Genomic DNA, 15695 nt, shown 5'->3' on the forward strand with positions numbered 1-15695 from the left:
CGGTAATCCCGCTTCAGTGGTCATTGGGTTTTTCCACGGGTCATCCGTTCAAAGATGTCGTTGGTGCGGCTGACGAAACGCTCCCCATCCCGCACTACGAAAAATACCCCAATGTCATGCTTCTGGGCATAGTCCCAACCCCGTTCAGGACCGAGAATCAGCAACAGCGTCGATAGTCCATCGGCCATCATCGCCGAAGGATGAATCACCGTGACGGACGCCAGGTTGTGTAGGACCGGCGCACCAGTACGCCCATCAAAGGTGTGGGAATAACGCTGGCCGCCCTGCTCGAAATATTTACGGTAGTCACCCGAGGTGGAAACCCCGTAGCCGTTGACCTCGATGATACGCTCAGCCACTTGCCGGTCATCCCGAGGCTCTTCCAGGGCAATGCGCCAGGCCGAACCATCAGGCTTACGCCCGACAGCCTTGAGTTCACCGGTGGCTTCGGCCAGGTAACTGTCGATGCCCAAGGCCTGGAGCCTGGCGGCGATGCGGTCGACGGCATGACCGGCGGCGATACTGTTGAAGTCGACTTCCACCGCCGCATCCTTGCACAACCGGTCGCCCTCAATGCGCAGATGCTCGTGGCCAACGCGCTGGCGCACCTCGGCCAGCGCCTCGGCGCTCGGCACTTGCTCTGTGCGGGACTGGGGACCGAAGCCCCACAGGTTCAACAGTGGCTCCACCGTCAGGTCGAAGGAGCCATCGCTTTGGACCGACAATTGCTCGCCCACGCGGATCAACGCCAGGACCGGGCCAGGCATGACCTGGCAACTGTTGGCCGGCAGCGCATTGAAACGCTCGACGTCCGAGTCGCTGCGATAGGTCGAGAATTGCCGATCCACTTCGGCCAGGATGTTTTCCACCTCGGCCTGCACCGTTTTCGGAGCGGGCCCGGCGGGAGGCCTGACGTACTGGATGGAATAGTGACTGCCCATGGTCGGGCCGTCGAAGCGCTCCAAGGTGTCGCCACCGCCGCAACCGGACAACACGCCAGCCAGCACCACAAGGCCTATCCATCGTCCAGTTAACAAATCTTCATCTCCTCTCAAAACCGCGCCGGCCATTATGAACGCCAGCGCGTGCAAAAAACCCTGTGGGAGCCAATGGAGCCCTGTGGGAACCTGTTGAAGCCTGTGGGAGCAAAGCTTGCTCGCGATGAACGATGACGCGGTCTTGCAGTTGAACCGTATCGTCTGCATCGCGAGCAAGCTTTGCTCCCACAGGGCTCCATTGGCTCCCACAGGTCTTCACAAGACTTCCCACAGGGGGTGCAGCGCTTTCATACAAGATTTACCAGAGTGAGTACCAACCCATGCCTTCCAATACAAGCAACGGCAAGGCGATTTTTCGCGTTGTCAGCGGCAACTTCCTGGAGATGTTCGACTTCATGGTCTATGGCTTCTACGCCACGGCCATCGCCAAGACGTTCTTCCCCGCCGACAGTGCGTTTGCCTCGCTGATGCTGTCCCTGGCCACGTTCGGTGCCGGGTTCCTGATGCGCCCCCTGGGGGCGATTTTTCTCGGTGCCTACATCGACCGCCACGGCCGTCGCAAAGGCTTGATCATCACCCTGGTGCTGATGGCCATGGGCACCATACTGATCGCCTGCGTGCCGGGCTATGCCGTCCTCGGCGTGGCGGCGCCCTTGCTGGTGCTGCTCGGCCGCTTGCTGCAAGGTTTCTCCGCTGGTGTGGAATTGGGTGGCGTGTCGGTTTACCTGGCGGAGATCTCCACGCCGGGGCGCAAGGGCTTCTTTGTCAGTTGGCAATCGGCCAGCCAACAGGCCGCCGTGGTGTTTGCCGGTCTGCTGGGGGTTGGCCTCAATCACTGGCTGAGCCCCCAGGAAATGGGGGATTGGGGCTGGCGCGTACCGTTCCTGGTGGGTTGCATGATTGTCCCGGCGATCTTCATGATCCGTCGTTCGCTGGAAGAAACACCTGAGTTTCAAGCGAGAAAACACCGTCCCAGCCTGTCGGAAATTGTCCGCTCAATCGGTCAGAACTTCGGCATCGTCCTGGCCGGCATGGCGCTGGTGGTGATGACCACCGTATCGTTCTACCTGATCACGGCTTACACACCGACTTTCGGCAAGGCCGAGTTGAACCTGTCGGACCTGGACGCGCTGCTGGTCACGGTGTGCATCGGCTTGTCGAATTTTTTCTGGCTGCCAGTGATGGGGGCGTTTTCCGACAAGATCGGACGCAAACCCCTGCTGCTCGGTGCGACTGTCCTGGCGATCCTGACCGCTTATCCGGCCCTGTCCTGGCTGGTGGCGAACCCCAGTTTCAGCCATTTGTTGATCGTCGAGCTGTGGCTGTCGTTCCTGTATGGATCCTACAACGGTGCAATGGTCGTCGCCTTGACGGAAATCATGCCGGTCGAGGTGCGCACCACCGGGTTCTCCCTGGCCTACAGCCTGGCGACGGCAACGTTCGGTGGGTTTACCCCGGCAGCCTGTACCTACCTGATCCATGTGCTCGACAACAAGGCCGCGCCGGGGATATGGCTCACTGGGGCGGCAGTGCTGGGGCTGATTGCCACCCTGGTGCTGTTCAAGGGTAATCGGCATGAATTGCGGACGGCGCAGGCTTCCGTCATAAGCGGTGCCTGATAGATTGCCTTCGTCGGATCGCCGCCCGGAGCAGGCTCGCTCCCACATTGGACCGAGTAGTTGCGGATGCATGCGGTAAAGCGTGGGAGCGAGCCTGCTCGCGAAGAGGCCAGCCCAGGCACCACAAACTCCAGACAAAAAAACGCCCCGACAAGTCGGGGCGTTTTCACAAGCGGCTAACGCTTAGCGCGGGAACGCTGGCGGGTTTACCCCGGCCATGTCTTCCATCACGCGAACCACCTGGCAGCTGTAACCGAATTCGTTGTCGTACCAGACGTACAACACCACGCGGTTATCTTGGCTGATGGTGGCTTCAGCGTCCACCACACCGGCGTGGCGCGAGCCCACGAAGTCGGTGGACACCACTTCCTGGGAATTGACGAAGTCGATCTGCTTATGCAGGTCGGAGTGCAGCGCCATGTAGCGCAGGTACTCGTTCATCTCTTCACGGGTAGCGGCTTTCTCAAGGTTCAGGTTGAGAATGGCCATCGACACGTTCGGCGTCGGTACGCGGATCGCGTTGCCGGTCAGCTTGCCGGCCAGTTCAGGCAGGGCCTTGGCGGCGGCGGTGGCGGCACCGGTCTCGGTGATGACCATGTTCAGCGCGGCGCTGCGGCCACGGCGATCGCCCTTGTGGAAGTTGTCGATCAGGTTCTGGTCGTTGGTGTACGAGTGAACCGTTTCGACGTGACCGTTGACGATACCGAACTTGTCGTTCACGGCCTTGAGCACCGGCACGATGGCGTTGGTGGTGCAAGAGGCGGCGGAGACGATCTTGTCGTCGGCGGTGATTTCGCCGTGGTTGATGCCGTGAACGATGTTCTTCAGCTTGCCCTTGCCAGGCGCGGTCAGGACAACGCGGTCGACACCCGGGCAGGCCAGGTGCTGGCCCAGGCCGTCGGCGTCACGCCATACACCGGTGTTGTCCACCAGCAGTGCGTCCTTGATGCCGTACTGGGTGTAATCCACCTCGGTCGGGTTCTTCGCGTAGATCACCTGGATCAGGTTACCGTTGGCGGTGATGGTGTTGTTTTCTTCGTCGATGGTGATGGTGCCGTTGAACGAACCATGGACCGAATCGCGACGCAGCAGGCTGGCGCGCTTGGTCAGGTCGTTCTCGGCGCCCTTGCGCACCACGATGGCCCGCAGGCGCAGGCCGTCGCCACCACCGGTTTTTTCGATCAGGATGCGCGCCAGCAGACGGCCGATACGACCGAAGCCGTACAGGACCACGTCAGTGCCTTTGCGAGCCGAAACGTTCTGCTGGCCAACCACATCAGCCATCTCTTCACGTACGAATTGCTCGGCGCTACGGCCATTGCCTTCGTTGCGGAATTTGAATGCCAACTTGCCCAGGTCCACCGAAGCCGCGCCGAGCTTGAGCTCGCTCATGGCCTTGAGCAGAGGGAATGTTTCGTGGACGGAGAGTTCGCTGTCGTCGGAAGAACGGTGGCGCGCAAAGCGGTGGGCTTTGAGGATCGCGATGACAGACTGGTTGATCAGGCTGCGGCCATAGATCGAGCTCACCACGTTGTTATTGCGGTAGAGCTGACCGATGAGAGGGATCATCGCTTCGGCGAGCGCTTCACGATCAATCCATTCACCAAGACACTGGTCGGGCTTCTGAGTCACGGTAACCTTCCACATGTAGGGGCTGAAAAAAGGGGCTACATTATGCCGCCGAGTCCTCTGCGGAGCAATGCGCGCCCGTCGCGCCGTGGTTTTCCTGCCTGCCTGGGTAGTCTGCGACTGACAGCAGCCCCCTTCCCCCGCTACAATTGTCGACTTTGTCGCAATGCTGGAGCTCAATCTTCCGTGCCCGTTCTGCGTCTTCCGCTTCTCCCTGCCGCGGCAGGTAAACAGCACTGGGGCAACCTGCCCGGTGCCGCCCTGAGCCTGGCCATCGCCGAGGCTGCCAGCGCTGCAAAGCGTTTCACCCTGCTACTGACCGCCGACAGCCAAAGCGCCGAACGGCTGGAACAGGAGCTGAGTTTCTTCGCGCCGGATTTGCCGGTCTTGCATTTTCCGGACTGGGAAACTCTGCCCTACGATCTGTTTTCGCCGCACCAGGACATCATTTCCCAGCGAATCGCCAGCCTTTATCGGCTGCCGGAGCTCAGTCATGGCGTTTTGGTAGTGCCGATCACCACAGCCCTACATCGCCTGGCCCCGACCCAATTTTTGCTCGGCAGCAGCCTGGTGCTAGACATCGGCCAGAAGCTCGACGTCGAGCAAATGCGCACCCGCCTCGAGGCCAGTGGCTATCGGTGCGTCGACACGGTGTATGAGCACGGCGAGTTCGCGGTGCGTGGCGCCTTGATCGACCTGTTCCCGATGGGCAGCAAACTGCCGTATCGCATCGACCTGTTCGATGACGAAATCGAGACGCTGCGCACCTTCGACCCGGAAAACCAGCGCTCCATCGACAAAGTGCAGTCGATCCGCCTGTTGCCCGCCAAGGAATTCCCGTTGCAGAAAGACGCCGTGACCCGCTTCAAGGCGCGCTTTCGCGAACGCTTCGATGTGGATTTCCGGCGTTGCCCGATCTTCCAGGACCTGAGCAGCGGGATCACGCCCGCCGGTATCGAGTACTACCTGCCGCTGTTTTTCGAAGAAACCTCCACCCTGTTCGATTACTTGCCCCAGGACACCCAGGTGTTTTCCCTGCCGGGCATCGAGCAAGCGGCGGAAAATTTCTGGAACGATGTGCGCAACCGCTACGAAGAGCGTCGCGTCGATCCGTCCCGGCCTCTATTGCCGCCAGCCGAGCTGTTCCTGCCGGTGGAAGATTGCTTTGCCCGTCTCAAGAGTTGGCCGCGCGTGGTGGCGAGCCAGCAGGACGTGGAAACCGGCGTCGGTCGTGAACGCTTCCCGGCCAAGGCATTGCCGGACCTGGCCATCGAAGCCAAGGCCACGCAGCCGCTGGCGGCGCTGGCGGGTTTCCTCGATGCATTCCCCGGCCGCGTACTGTTCACCGCCGAATCCGCGGGACGTCGCGAAGTGCTGCTGGAACTGCTCGAACGTTTGAAGCTGCGACCGAAGACTGTCGACAGCTGGTCGGACTTCGTTGCCGGCAAGGATCGCCTGGCGATCACCATCGCGCCGCTGAACGACGGCCTGGTCCTGGATGCGCCAGCCTTGGCGCTGGTGGCCGAAAGCCCTTTGTTCGGCCAGCGGGTCATGCAGCGCCGCCGTCGCGAGAAACGCGCCGACGCCGCCAACGACGCCGTCATCAAGAACCTCACCGAGCTGCGCGAAGGCGCGCCCGTGGTGCACATCGACCACGGCGTGGGCCGCTACCTGGGCCTGGCGACGCTGGAAATCGACAACCAGGCCGCCGAGTTCCTGACCCTTGAGTACGCCGAGGGCGCCAAGCTCTACGTGCCGGTGGCGAACCTGCACCTGATCGCTCGTTATACCGGCAGCGACGACGCCCTGGCCCCGCTGCATCGCCTGGGCTCGGAAACCTGGCAGAAAGCCAAGCGCAAGGCGGCCGAACAGGTGCGCGACGTGGCTGCCGAACTGCTGGACATCTACGCCCGTCGCGCGGCTCGCGAGGGTTACGCCTTCGCCGATCCGAAAGCCGACTACGAAACCTTCAGTGCCGGCTTCCCCTTCGAAGAAACCGTCGACCAACAGACCACCATCGAAGCCGTGCGCGCCGACATGCTCGCCCCCAAGCCCATGGACCGACTGGTGTGTGGCGACGTGGGCTTCGGCAAGACCGAAGTGGCGATGCGCGCCGCGTTCATTGCCGTGCATGGCGGCAAGCAGGTGGCGATCCTGGTCCCGACCACCCTGCTTGCCCAGCAGCACTACAACAGTTTCCGCGACCGCTTCGCCGACTGGCCAGTGACCGTGGAAGTGATGAGTCGCTTCAAATCCACCAAGGAAGTGAACGCCGCCGTGGCCGACCTGGCCGAGGGCAAGATCGACATCGTCATCGGCACGCACAAGCTGCTGCAGGACGACGTGAAGATCAAGAACCTGGGGCTGGTGATCATCGACGAAGAGCACCGTTTTGGCGTGCGCCAGAAGGAACAGCTCAAGGCCCTGCGCAGCGAGGTCGACATCCTGACCCTGACCGCCACGCCGATCCCGCGTACGTTGAACATGGCGGTGTCGGGCATGCGCGACCTGTCGATCATCGCCACGCCGCCGGCCCGGCGCCTGTCGGTGCGCACCTTTGTCATGGAGCAGAACAAAAGCACGGTCAAGGAAGCCCTGCTGCGTGAGCTGCTGCGCGGCGGCCAGGTCTATTACCTGCACAATGACGTGAAGACCATCGAGAAATGTGCCGCCGACCTGGCCGAGCTGGTGCCGGAAGCGCGCATCGGCATCGGCCACGGACAGATGCGCGAGCGTGAACTCGAACAGGTGATGAGCGATTTCTACCACAAGCGCTTCAACGTGCTGATCGCCTCGACCATCATCGAGACCGGCATCGACGTGCCGAGCGCCAATACCATCATCATCGAGCGCGCCGACAAATTCGGCCTGGCCCAACTGCACCAGTTGCGCGGCCGGGTCGGTCGTAGCCACCACCAGGCCTATGCCTACCTGTTGACGCCACCGCGCCAGCAAATTACCCCGGATGCGGAAAAACGCCTGGAAGCCATCGCCAACACCCAGGACCTCGGCGCCGGTTTCGTGCTGGCCACCAACGACCTGGAAATCCGCGGCGCCGGCGAATTGCTCGGCGACGGCCAGAGCGGCCAGATCCAGGCCGTCGGCTTCACGCTGTACATGGAGATGCTCGAACGCGCCGTCAAGTCGATCCGCAAGGGCGAGCAGCCGAACCTCGACCAACCCCTGGGCGGCGGGCCGGAAATCAACCTTCGAGTACCGGCACTGATCCCGGAAGACTACCTGCCGGACGTCCACGCACGGCTGATCCTCTACAAACGCATCGCCTCGGCCAGCGACGAGGAAGGCCTCAAGGACCTGCAAGTGGAGATGATCGACCGCTTCGGCCTGCTGCCGGAACCGACCAAGAACCTGGTGCGCACCACGCTGCTCAAGCTCAAGGCCGAGCAACTGGGCATCAAGAAAGTCGATGGCGGCCCCAATGGCGGCCGGATCGAGTTCGAGGCCCAGACGCCGGTCGACCCACTGGTGCTGATCAAGTTGATCCAGGGCCAGCCCAAACGCTACAAGTTCGAAGGCGCCACGATGTTCAAATTCATGGTGCCCATGGAACGCGCGGAAGAGCGTTTCAATACCGTAGAGGCGCTGTTCGAGCGCCTCACTCCGACCACTGCTTGAAGGACGCCCCATGCGCCTGTTTCGCTCATTGACCTTGTTGTTGACCCTGGTCGCTCCCCTGGCGTTCGCCGACGACCTGTATCAGGTTGAAATGATCCTGGTACGCCAGAACGCCGAGCCGGCGATTGTCAGCCGCGCCGCACCGGAAGACTGGGACGCCGGCGCGCAACGCCTGGGCGCGGACAGCCAGCGCACGCCGGCCTTGGGCAACGTCGTCGAGAAACTCACCGCCAGCGGCCAATACACCGTATTGATGCACAAAGCCTGGCAGCAGACCCTCGGCGAACAGGGCCGAAAAGTCGCCATCAGCGACGGTACTGAACAGTTCGGCCAGTTTCCCATCGAGGGCACCCTGGAACTGAAACTGGGGCGTTTCACCGACGTGGATGCCGATTTCTGGGTCAACCAGATCGACGCCAATGGCCTGGTCACCGCCAGCGAGCGCCTCAAACAGCAGAGCCATACCAAGAATGGCCAACTGAACTTCCTCGATAACGGTCACCTCGGCCTGTTGATCAAGATCACTTCGCTGACTGCGCCCGCACCTCGGCAGGCACCTGAAGTCATTCCGGACTGATTGGCGCGCCTATGCCCTCGCCCCTGAGCAAACCCCTGGCACCTTCCTGGGTCAATCGATTCAAGGAACAGAGCCTGGAGCGCGGGCGCCGTTATGCGCTGGAAAACCGCGTCAGGATCGTCGAGGCCGGCGACAGCACCATCATCGCCAGCTGCGAAGGCTCTGGCGGCAGCGTCTACCGTCAGACCATTCGCCTTAAAGAGTCAGCCAAGGGCACGCTGATTCTGCTCGAAGCCGCGTGCTCCTGCCCGGTGCGCATCAACTGCAAGCACTGCGCGGCCGTGTTGCTGCAAGTCCAGGAAACCCTGGCCTACCCGGCCGCCGAAAAGGACGCCCTCCTGCTGGAGAAACTCCAAGCGGTGCTGGACAACCGCAGCCCCAAGGCCCCGCCACAAGTGCTGGTGGACAACGTGCAGCCGGTGCCGCGCCTGTGGCTGGCCAGTATCGAGTTCAGCGCCTTCGAGCCACGCAACGGCAAGATGCAGCGCTACATCCAGCACCGCGCCGCGCTGTCCTTCAGTTATCTGGATGAATACGTCAGCGGCCAGCGCAACACCGACGTGCTGATTCGCCAGGAAACCCAGACGTTGCGGATAAAACGCCACACCGATGTGGAACAGTCCTACCGCGAACAACTACGTATCCTCGGCTTCAAGGTCGCGACCCGACAAAGCAAGGCCCTGCCGGAAAGCGCCGGCGAACTGTACGAAATGGTCAACGACAGCGCCTGGCTGACCTTCACCCTCAACGACCTGCCGAAACTACGCACCCAGGGCTGGGAGTTGCAGATCGACGAGGACTTCGGCTTTGACCTGACGGCGGTGGACGAGTGGTATGCCACGGTCGAGGAAACGCCGGAGCGGGACTGGTTCGACCTGGAACTGGGGATCATCGTCAATGGCGAACGCCTGAGCCTGCTGCCGATCCTGTTGAACCTGATGCGCTCGCACATCGAATTGTTCAATCCGGAACGCCTGGCCCGGCGCCGGGACGATGAACTGATCCTGGTCAACCTGCCCAACCGCCCGAACTCGGAATTCGGCCCGCAGCAAGTGGCCCTGCCCTATGGCCGGCTGAAACCGGTGCTGGCGACCCTGGGCGAGTTTTACCTGCAAGAGCCCGGCACCACCAAACTGCGCCTCAACAGCGCGGACGCCTTGCGCCTGAACCCGCTGCAGGACATGCCATTGACTTGGGAAGGCGGCGAACACATTCGCGGCCTGGCCCAACGCCTGCGGGACATCAAGGATTACACCGCCACCGCGCCAGAAGGCCTGAACGCGACGCTGCGGCCTTATCAACTCGAAGGCCTGAGCTGGATGCAGTCGCTGCGACAGCTGGAAGTCGGCGGCATCCTCGCGGACGACATGGGCCTGGGCAAAACCCTACAGACCCTGGCGCACATTCTCAGCGAAAAACACGCCGGTCGCCTCGACCGGCCGTGCATGGTGGTGATGCCGACCAGCCTGATTCCCAACTGGCTCGACGAAGCGTCCCACTTCACGCCGCAGCTCAAGGTCCTGGCGCTTTACGGTGCGGGACGCAAAAAACATTTCGAACGGCTGGTGGATTACGACCTGATCCTCACCACTTATGCCCTGCTTCCCAAGGACGTCGAGCGCCTGAAAGCGCAGCCACTTCACGTGCTGATCCTCGATGAAGCCCAGTACATCAAGAATCCCACCAGCAAAGCCGCCCAGGCCGCCCGCGAGCTCAACGCCCGCCAGCGGCTGTGCCTGTCCGGTACGCCCCTGGAAAATCACCTGGGCGAATTGTGGTCGCTGTTTCACTTCCTGTTGCCGGGCTGGCTCGGGGACGTCAAGAGTTTCAACCGCGATTACCGTGTACCGATCGAAAAGCGCGGCAGCGACGTACGATTGCAGCACCTCAACGGTCGGATAAAACCTTTCCTGCTGCGCCGGACCAAGGAACAAGTGGCGACGGAGTTGCCACCCAAGACCGAGATCATCCATTGGGTCGAACTCAGCGACGCCCAGCGGGACGTCTACGAAACCATGCGCCTGGCGATGGACAAGAAGGTCCGCGACGAGATCACCCGCAAAGGCGTGGCCCGCAGCCAGATCATCATCCTCGAAGCGCTGCTCAAGCTGCGCCAGGTGTGTTGCGACTTGCGCCTGATCAACGACGCCACCGTGCCCGCCCGAGGCAGCACCTCAGGCAAGCTCGACAGCCTGATGGAAATGCTCGAAGAGCTGTTTGAAGAAGGGCGACGGGTGCTGCTGTTTTCGCAGTTCACGTCCATGTTGGCGCTGATTGAAGATGAGTTGAAGAAACGCGGCGTCGACTACGCCATCCTGACCGGCCAGACCCGGGATCGACGCACGCCCGTCAAGGAATTCCAGAGTGGCAAGCGTCAGATCTTTTTGATCAGCCTGAAGGCCGGTGGTGTAGGCCTGAACCTGACCGAGGCCGACACCGTGATTCACTACGACCCGTGGTGGAACCCGGCCACCGAAAACCAGGCCACCGACCGTGCCTACCGCATCGGCCAGGAAAAACCGGTGTTCGTCTACAAGCTGATAGCCCGAGGCACGGTGGAAGAGAAAATCCAGCTGCTGCAAAAGGAAAAATCCGACCTCGCCGCTGGCGTGCTGGATGGACGCGTGGCCGGTGATTGGAAATTGCAGAGCGACGATATCGAGGCGTTGTTCGCGCCGCTGCCGGACAAGCTCGAGAAGCGCTGACACTCCCTCAACTCAGCCTGGGTGTCCCTGAGCCTGGTGTTCACCGCAGAGCCACTGTGGGAGCAGAGCTTGCTCGCGATAGCGGTGGTTCAGTTGATGCAGATGTTGACTGTGCAGCCATCATCGCGAGCAAGCTCGGCTCTCACAGGAAGTTGTGGCGTTCACATAATCTGAGTCCACCACACTTCCAATGTGGGAGCGAGCCTGCTCGCGATAGCGGTGGTTCAGCCGGCCTAGATGCTGACTGTGTTGCCGTCATCGCGAGCAGGCTCGCTCCCACAGGGGAGTGTTGCAACGTTCACCCAACCAGAATCCCCTACTAATCAATAAGCTGCGCAGCTCTCAGTGCGCCGAGCGCCGTCAGCCAGCGTGGGTCCTGGCGGTATTCCGTGGAGGCACAGGCCTGGCCGCGCATGCGGGCGATCCGCGCCGAAGGCTTGACCTTCAGGCGTTGGGCAGCGCTCAGGGCCAGCTCCGCGGCGGCGCGATCGTTACACACCAGGCCCATGTCGCAACCCGCCGTCAAGGCCGCCTCGATACGACTGGCGGCATCACCGACCACATGAGCCCCGGCCATCGACAAATCATCGCTGAAGATCACACCGTCAAATTGCAACTCGCCGCGCAGGATGTCCTGCAACCAGCGGCGGGAAAAACCAGCTGGATTGGCATCAACCTGCGGGTAGATGACGTGGGCCGGCATGATCGCGGCCAGTTGCTTGCTCAGCTTGGCGAACGGTACCAGGTCGCTGGCGCGAATCTGCTCGAGGCTGCGCTCATCGTTCGGGATCGCCACATGGGAATCAGCCTCGGCCCAACCATGACCCGGGAAATGCTTGCCAGTGGCCGCCATCCCGGCGGCGCTCATGCCACGGATGAAGGCACCGGCCAGCAACGCCGCGCGTTCAGGGTCACCTTCGAAGGCACGACTGCCGACGACGGCGCTGCGCTGGTAATCGAGGTCCAGCACCGGGGCAAAACTCAGGTCGAGACCGACCGCCAGCACTTCGGTGGCCATGATCCAGCCGCACTGCTCGGCCAGGTACTCGGCGTTCGGGTTCTCGGCGATCGCCCGCATCGCCGGCAACCGCACAAATCCTTGGCGCAACCGTTGAACACGGCCGCCTTCCTGGTCCACCGCCAATAGAAGGTCGGGACGGATGGCGCGGATCGACGCACTCAATTCGCGCACCTGACGTGGATGCTCGATATTGCGGGCAAAAATGATCAGGCCGCCTACCTCGGGCTGGCGCAACAGGTGGCGATCTTCGGCCGTCAGCCAGGTACCGGCGACGTCCACCATCAACGAGCCTTGCAGGCCAGCAGTCATAGCATTTCCTTAATAACGATGAACCCGCGCGGTGACACAGACACGACCACACCGCCAGGCCCAAGGCCCGGCAGGTCGCGGTCATGAAATATAGAATGGAACGGGTTCGAAACAAGAGTCGGCATGGGCGGTTAGCTTAGCGGATGTAGGCAGCCACGCCCACCCGTGCGCTCAAGCCTTGGCCAGCGCCGGCGTCGATTTGCTGCGTGGACGCAGTTGCGCGGCCGCCATGGCCTCATCGGTGACGCCACTTTCGGCACGCATGCCGGCTGCCAGGAACGGCACCATCAGGCGCATCACCTGCTCGATGGAGGTGTTCACACCAAAATCGGTTTCAGCGATGGCCCGCAGCGCTTTGATACCGGACATGCTGAACGCAGCGGCGCCGAGCATGAAGTGCACCCGCCAGAACAGCTCGATAGGCGGAATGCGCGGTGCGGCTTCGTTGACCAGCAGCATGTAGCGACGGAAGACCTTGCCGTACATGTCTTCCAAGTAACGCCGTAGGTGGCCCTGGCTCTGGCTGAACGCAAGGCCCAACAGGCGCATGAAAATGGACAGATCGTTACCGCTGCGCGGTTGCACGACCAGGGCTTGCTCGACCAGGATTTCCAGCAGCTCTTCCAGGGTTGGCTTGACGTCGGGCTTGGCCTGGCGCCGCTCCAGTTCGCGATCGAGGCTGAGGCAGAAAGGCCCGAGGAACCGCGAGAAAACCGCCTGGATCAAGGCTTTTTTCGAGCCGAAGTGATAGTTCACCGCCGCCAGGTTCACCCCGGCCTTACTGGTGATCAGACGCAACGAGGTTTCGGCGAAACCTTTTTCCGCGAACAACTGCTCGGCAGCATCGAGAATGCGTTCAACGGTTTCCGACTGGGCCATGGTTACTCCGCCTGACAAACACTTGTTTGAAACATACGTTTCAGCCTAGGGGTTGTCAAGCCTGCCGGGGCGTTTTGCGAACGGTCGGTCACGTATTTAACCACACCTTTTCTCAGGTGGTAGCCCTGCCCCAACCAACAAGCCGACCGACCGTCCAGCGGCCCGCGAAAAAAGGAGGATTGCCAAGCAGCGTCTACTGTATATAATCCCAGTCACTGTATAAAAAGACAGAGCGATCAATATGCTAAAGCTGACGCCACGCCAAGCAGAGATTCTGGCCTTCATCAAACGCTGCCTCGAAGACAACGGCTACCCGCCGACTCGCGCGGAAATCGCCCAGGAACTGGGTTTCAAGTCGCCCAACGCGGCTGAAGAACACCTCAAGGCGCTGGCGCGCAAGGGCGCGATCGAAATGACCCCGGGCGCATCCCGTGGCATTCGCATCCCTGGCTTCGAAGCCAAGGCCGACGAAACCACCCTGCCGATCATTGGCCGGGTCGCGGCAGGCGCACCGATCCTCGCCCAGCAGCATGTCGAGGAATCCTGCAATATCAACCCTTCGTTCTTCCATCCCCGGGCCGATTACCTGCTTCGGGTACACGGCATGAGCATGAAGGACATCGGTATCTTCGACGGTGACCTCCTGGCCGTCCACACCACCCGCGAAGCCCGCAATGGCCAGATCGTGGTGGCGCGCATCGGCGACGAAGTGACCGTCAAGCGCTTCAAGCGCGACGGCAGCAAGGTCTGGCTCATTGCCGAGAACCCTGAGTTCGCCCCCATCGAAGTGAACCTGAAAGACCAGGACCTGGTCATCGAAGGCTTGAGCGTCGGCGTCATTCGCCGCTAAAGGAGGCTTTATGCAGTTCCCTCACACACCACAACACACACAACTTCCGCTGTTCGAGGCATTCATGGCCCAACCGCTGGTTCCAGTCCTGAAAGAGGTCATCGAGTCGCCCTGGGGCGTCGAACCCGAGGCTTTCAGCGAACTGTCGTTACGTGGTGCGGCCGGAAACTGCCTGAACCTGCTGGCGCCGATTCTGCGAGAACTCAGCCAGGACCAGGATGCTCGCTGGTTGACGCTGATCGCGCCACCGGCCAGCGTTACCCAGGCCTGGCTGCGGGATGCCGGCCTGAACCGTGAACGCATCCTGTTGCTGCAGCCACGGGGCACCCAGAGCGCCCAACAGTTGACCTGCGAAGCCTTGCGCCTGGGCCGCAGCCACACTGTGGTCAGTTGGCTCAACCCATTGACCGCGACCGCACGGCAACAGTTGATCAGCGCCGCCCGCACCGGGGACGCACAAAGCCTGAATATTCGATTGGGGTAAGACAAACGCGGGGCTTCTCCAAGACAGAGAAGCCGGTCAGTCACATTTTTCAAAAAAGCCGACAGGCGGGATTAATGAAGGACCCGCGGCCCCTCTTCCTTGTTGAATTCGCCTTCAACCAGGCGACCGGCCATCTGGACGCCCACGCTCAGCATCGCCTTGGCGACTTCGACGTGTTGGCCTTGGAGGAACACCTTGGCATCTTCGGAGAAGTTCAGGGTAACCAGAGAACCCTCGTCCTCTGCCCTGCGCAGCTCGATGCGGCCATCAGGAAGTTCGACAATTTCTAGAAAGGACGTAGGCATAAAAGTCTGTTCTCCACGAAAGGCGAGGATTATATAGTCATCGGCCAGGCTCCGCTCGGGATCTTGACCAAGCGTTATCAATGGACGTAAAGGGCCGAAGGGAAACTCAGCACTCGTTCAACCCTTCACGAAAGCGTATCGCCAAGCTCTTGAGGTTCTGGCGCCAGCTCTCCAGCTCTTCCCGGCTCAGCTCCTGCTCGGGATCCTGCTCGTCCAGATTGACCGCGACGATCAACGGCTGGGTCACGTCCCCCTTGGGCTTGCGCGGGGCTCGTGGCGGCTCGAACAGCGCCGCATGGGCCGCCAACAGCTTTGCCAGCCAGGTTTCCGGGTTGTGTGCCAGCTCGACCATTTCGGCCATTTCCGGGATGGCGATGGTTTCCAGCACTTCGCGGGTCAACAGCAGCTCGGCCCGCGGCGCATTCGCTTGTGGCAGGCGATAGAAACCAGCGATTTCATGGCATAACCCCAACAACGCACCGTATAGGTGAAACAGCGCGGACTCACGCCCTGCCTGGAGCAGCGCCTGGGAATTCATCGCACGCCCGTCTTCGGCCCGGGTGAGCGCTTCGAGCGACAGACCGGCGAAATAGATTTTCTGATTGGTGCGGGTATAGAGTTCGTGGGCCATGGCGGCATCTCCCCAACGAAATGAAAGCTTCACGCAAGTGCGACAGTGTCGT

General features: G+C 61.5%; 12 protein-coding genes. 6 read left to right on the plus strand and 6 right to left on the minus strand.

Translation table 11 applies throughout. The features are described from left to right. Positions 1–20: 20 nt before the first annotated feature. Positions 21–1070, minus strand: coding sequence for an FAD:protein FMN transferase (locus J3P88_RS20715; protein WP_434571352.1), 1050 nt, complete (start codon positions 1068–1070; stop codon positions 21–23). A 248-nt stretch (positions 1071–1318) separates the two neighbouring features. Here J3P88_RS20715 and J3P88_RS20720 point away from each other — a divergent pair, with 248 nt between their 5' ends. Then, entirely contained in the window at positions 1319–2617 is a 1299-nt protein-coding gene (locus tag J3P88_RS20720; protein ID WP_434571354.1) for an MFS transporter, read from the plus strand. A 183-nt stretch (positions 2618–2800) separates the two neighbouring features. Here the strand turns inward: J3P88_RS20720 and J3P88_RS20725 are convergent, their stop codons facing one another. Beyond that, complete coding sequence (locus tag J3P88_RS20725) at positions 2801–4264, minus strand: glyceraldehyde-3-phosphate dehydrogenase (RefSeq protein ID WP_186705223.1); 1464 nt, start codon at positions 4262–4264, stop codon at positions 2801–2803. 168 nt (positions 4265–4432) lie between these two features. Between J3P88_RS20725 and mfd the strand changes: the two genes are divergently transcribed. The 3 genes from mfd to J3P88_RS20740 are packed head-to-tail and all read left to right on the plus strand — an operon-like array spanning position 4433 to position 11164. After that, the gene (gene mfd, locus J3P88_RS20730) at positions 4433–7882 is read left to right on the plus strand and encodes a transcription-repair coupling factor (RefSeq protein WP_434571356.1); all 3450 of its coding nucleotides are present in this window, start codon (positions 4433–4435) and stop codon (positions 7880–7882) included. A gap of 10 nt (positions 7883–7892) precedes the next feature. Then, positions 7893–8459: a CsiV family protein gene (locus J3P88_RS20735; protein ID WP_186705225.1), complete on the plus strand. Its 567-nt coding sequence runs from the start codon at positions 7893–7895 to the stop codon at positions 8457–8459. Between the two features lie 11 nt (positions 8460–8470). Further along, complete coding sequence (locus J3P88_RS20740; RefSeq protein WP_434571361.1) at positions 8471–11164, plus strand: DEAD/DEAH box helicase; 2694 nt, start codon at positions 8471–8473, stop codon at positions 11162–11164. Between the two features lie 319 nt (positions 11165–11483). On the opposite strand, the gene nagZ is transcribed toward J3P88_RS20740, so the two are convergent. Together nagZ and J3P88_RS20750 are read right to left on the minus strand one after the other, a co-directional pair. Continuing rightward, on the minus strand, positions 11484–12482 hold the full coding sequence (gene nagZ, locus J3P88_RS20745; protein ID WP_434576569.1) for a beta-N-acetylhexosaminidase: 999 nt from the start codon (positions 12480–12482) through the stop codon (positions 11484–11486). A 183-nt stretch (positions 12483–12665) separates the two neighbouring features. Further along, positions 12666–13373 (minus strand): TetR/AcrR family transcriptional regulator, encoded by a 708-nt coding sequence (locus tag J3P88_RS20750; RefSeq protein ID WP_013692622.1) that lies wholly within the window; start codon positions 13371–13373, stop codon positions 12666–12668. 241 nt (positions 13374–13614) lie between these two features. On the opposite strand from J3P88_RS20750, the gene lexA reads away from it, so the two are divergent. Further along, complete coding sequence (gene lexA / locus J3P88_RS20755; protein ID WP_003199651.1) at positions 13615–14223, plus strand: transcriptional repressor LexA; 609 nt, start codon at positions 13615–13617, stop codon at positions 14221–14223. A 10-nt stretch (positions 14224–14233) separates the two neighbouring features. Next, the gene (gene sulA, locus J3P88_RS20760; RefSeq protein WP_003199648.1) at positions 14234–14707 is read left to right on the plus strand and encodes an SOS-induced cell division inhibitor SulA; all 474 of its coding nucleotides are present in this window, start codon (positions 14234–14236) and stop codon (positions 14705–14707) included. Between the two features lie 71 nt (positions 14708–14778). Here sulA and J3P88_RS20765 read toward each other — a convergent pair whose 3' ends face one another. Continuing rightward, positions 14779–15012 (minus strand): hypothetical protein, encoded by a 234-nt coding sequence (locus tag J3P88_RS20765; RefSeq protein WP_003183419.1) that lies wholly within the window; start codon positions 15010–15012, stop codon positions 14779–14781. A gap of 106 nt (positions 15013–15118) precedes the next feature. Next, positions 15119–15643, minus strand: a complete 525-nt coding sequence (locus J3P88_RS20770; protein WP_434571364.1) for a DUF6586 family protein — start codon at positions 15641–15643, stop codon at positions 15119–15121. Positions 15644–15695: the final 52 nt, after the last annotated feature.

The sequence above is a fragment of the Pseudomonas sp. Z3-6 genome (assembly GCF_051131985.1).
Lineage (GTDB): Bacteria > Pseudomonadota > Gammaproteobacteria > Pseudomonadales > Pseudomonadaceae > Aquipseudomonas > Aquipseudomonas zanjanensis.

Bases quoted from the DNA above. Each gene is read 5' to 3' on its own strand.
- J3P88_RS20765 (WP_003183419.1), bottom strand. From the start codon at position 15,012: ATGCCTACGTCCTTTCTAGAAATTGTCGAACTTCCTGATGGCCGCATC.
- J3P88_RS20725 (WP_186705223.1), bottom strand. From the start codon at position 4,264: ATGTGGAAGGTTACCGTGACTCAGAAGCCCGACCAGTGTCTTGGTGAA.
- J3P88_RS20740 (WP_434571361.1), top strand. From the start codon at position 8,471: ATGCCCTCGCCCCTGAGCAAACCCCTGGCACCTTCCTGGGTCAATCGA.
- J3P88_RS20715 (WP_434571352.1), bottom strand. From the start codon at position 1,070: ATGGCCGGCGCGGTTTTGAGAGGAGATGAAGATTTGTTAACTGGACGA.
- J3P88_RS20770 (WP_434571364.1), bottom strand. From the start codon at position 15,643: ATGGCCCACGAACTCTATACCCGCACCAATCAGAAAATCTATTTCGCC.
- lexA (WP_003199651.1), top strand. From the start codon at position 13,615: ATGCTAAAGCTGACGCCACGCCAAGCAGAGATTCTGGCCTTCATCAAA.
- J3P88_RS20735 (WP_186705225.1), top strand. From the start codon at position 7,893: ATGCGCCTGTTTCGCTCATTGACCTTGTTGTTGACCCTGGTCGCTCCC.
- sulA (WP_003199648.1), top strand. From the start codon at position 14,234: ATGCAGTTCCCTCACACACCACAACACACACAACTTCCGCTGTTCGAG.
- J3P88_RS20750 (WP_013692622.1), bottom strand. From the start codon at position 13,373: ATGGCCCAGTCGGAAACCGTTGAACGCATTCTCGATGCTGCCGAGCAG.
- J3P88_RS20720 (WP_434571354.1), top strand. From the start codon at position 1,319: ATGCCTTCCAATACAAGCAACGGCAAGGCGATTTTTCGCGTTGTCAGC.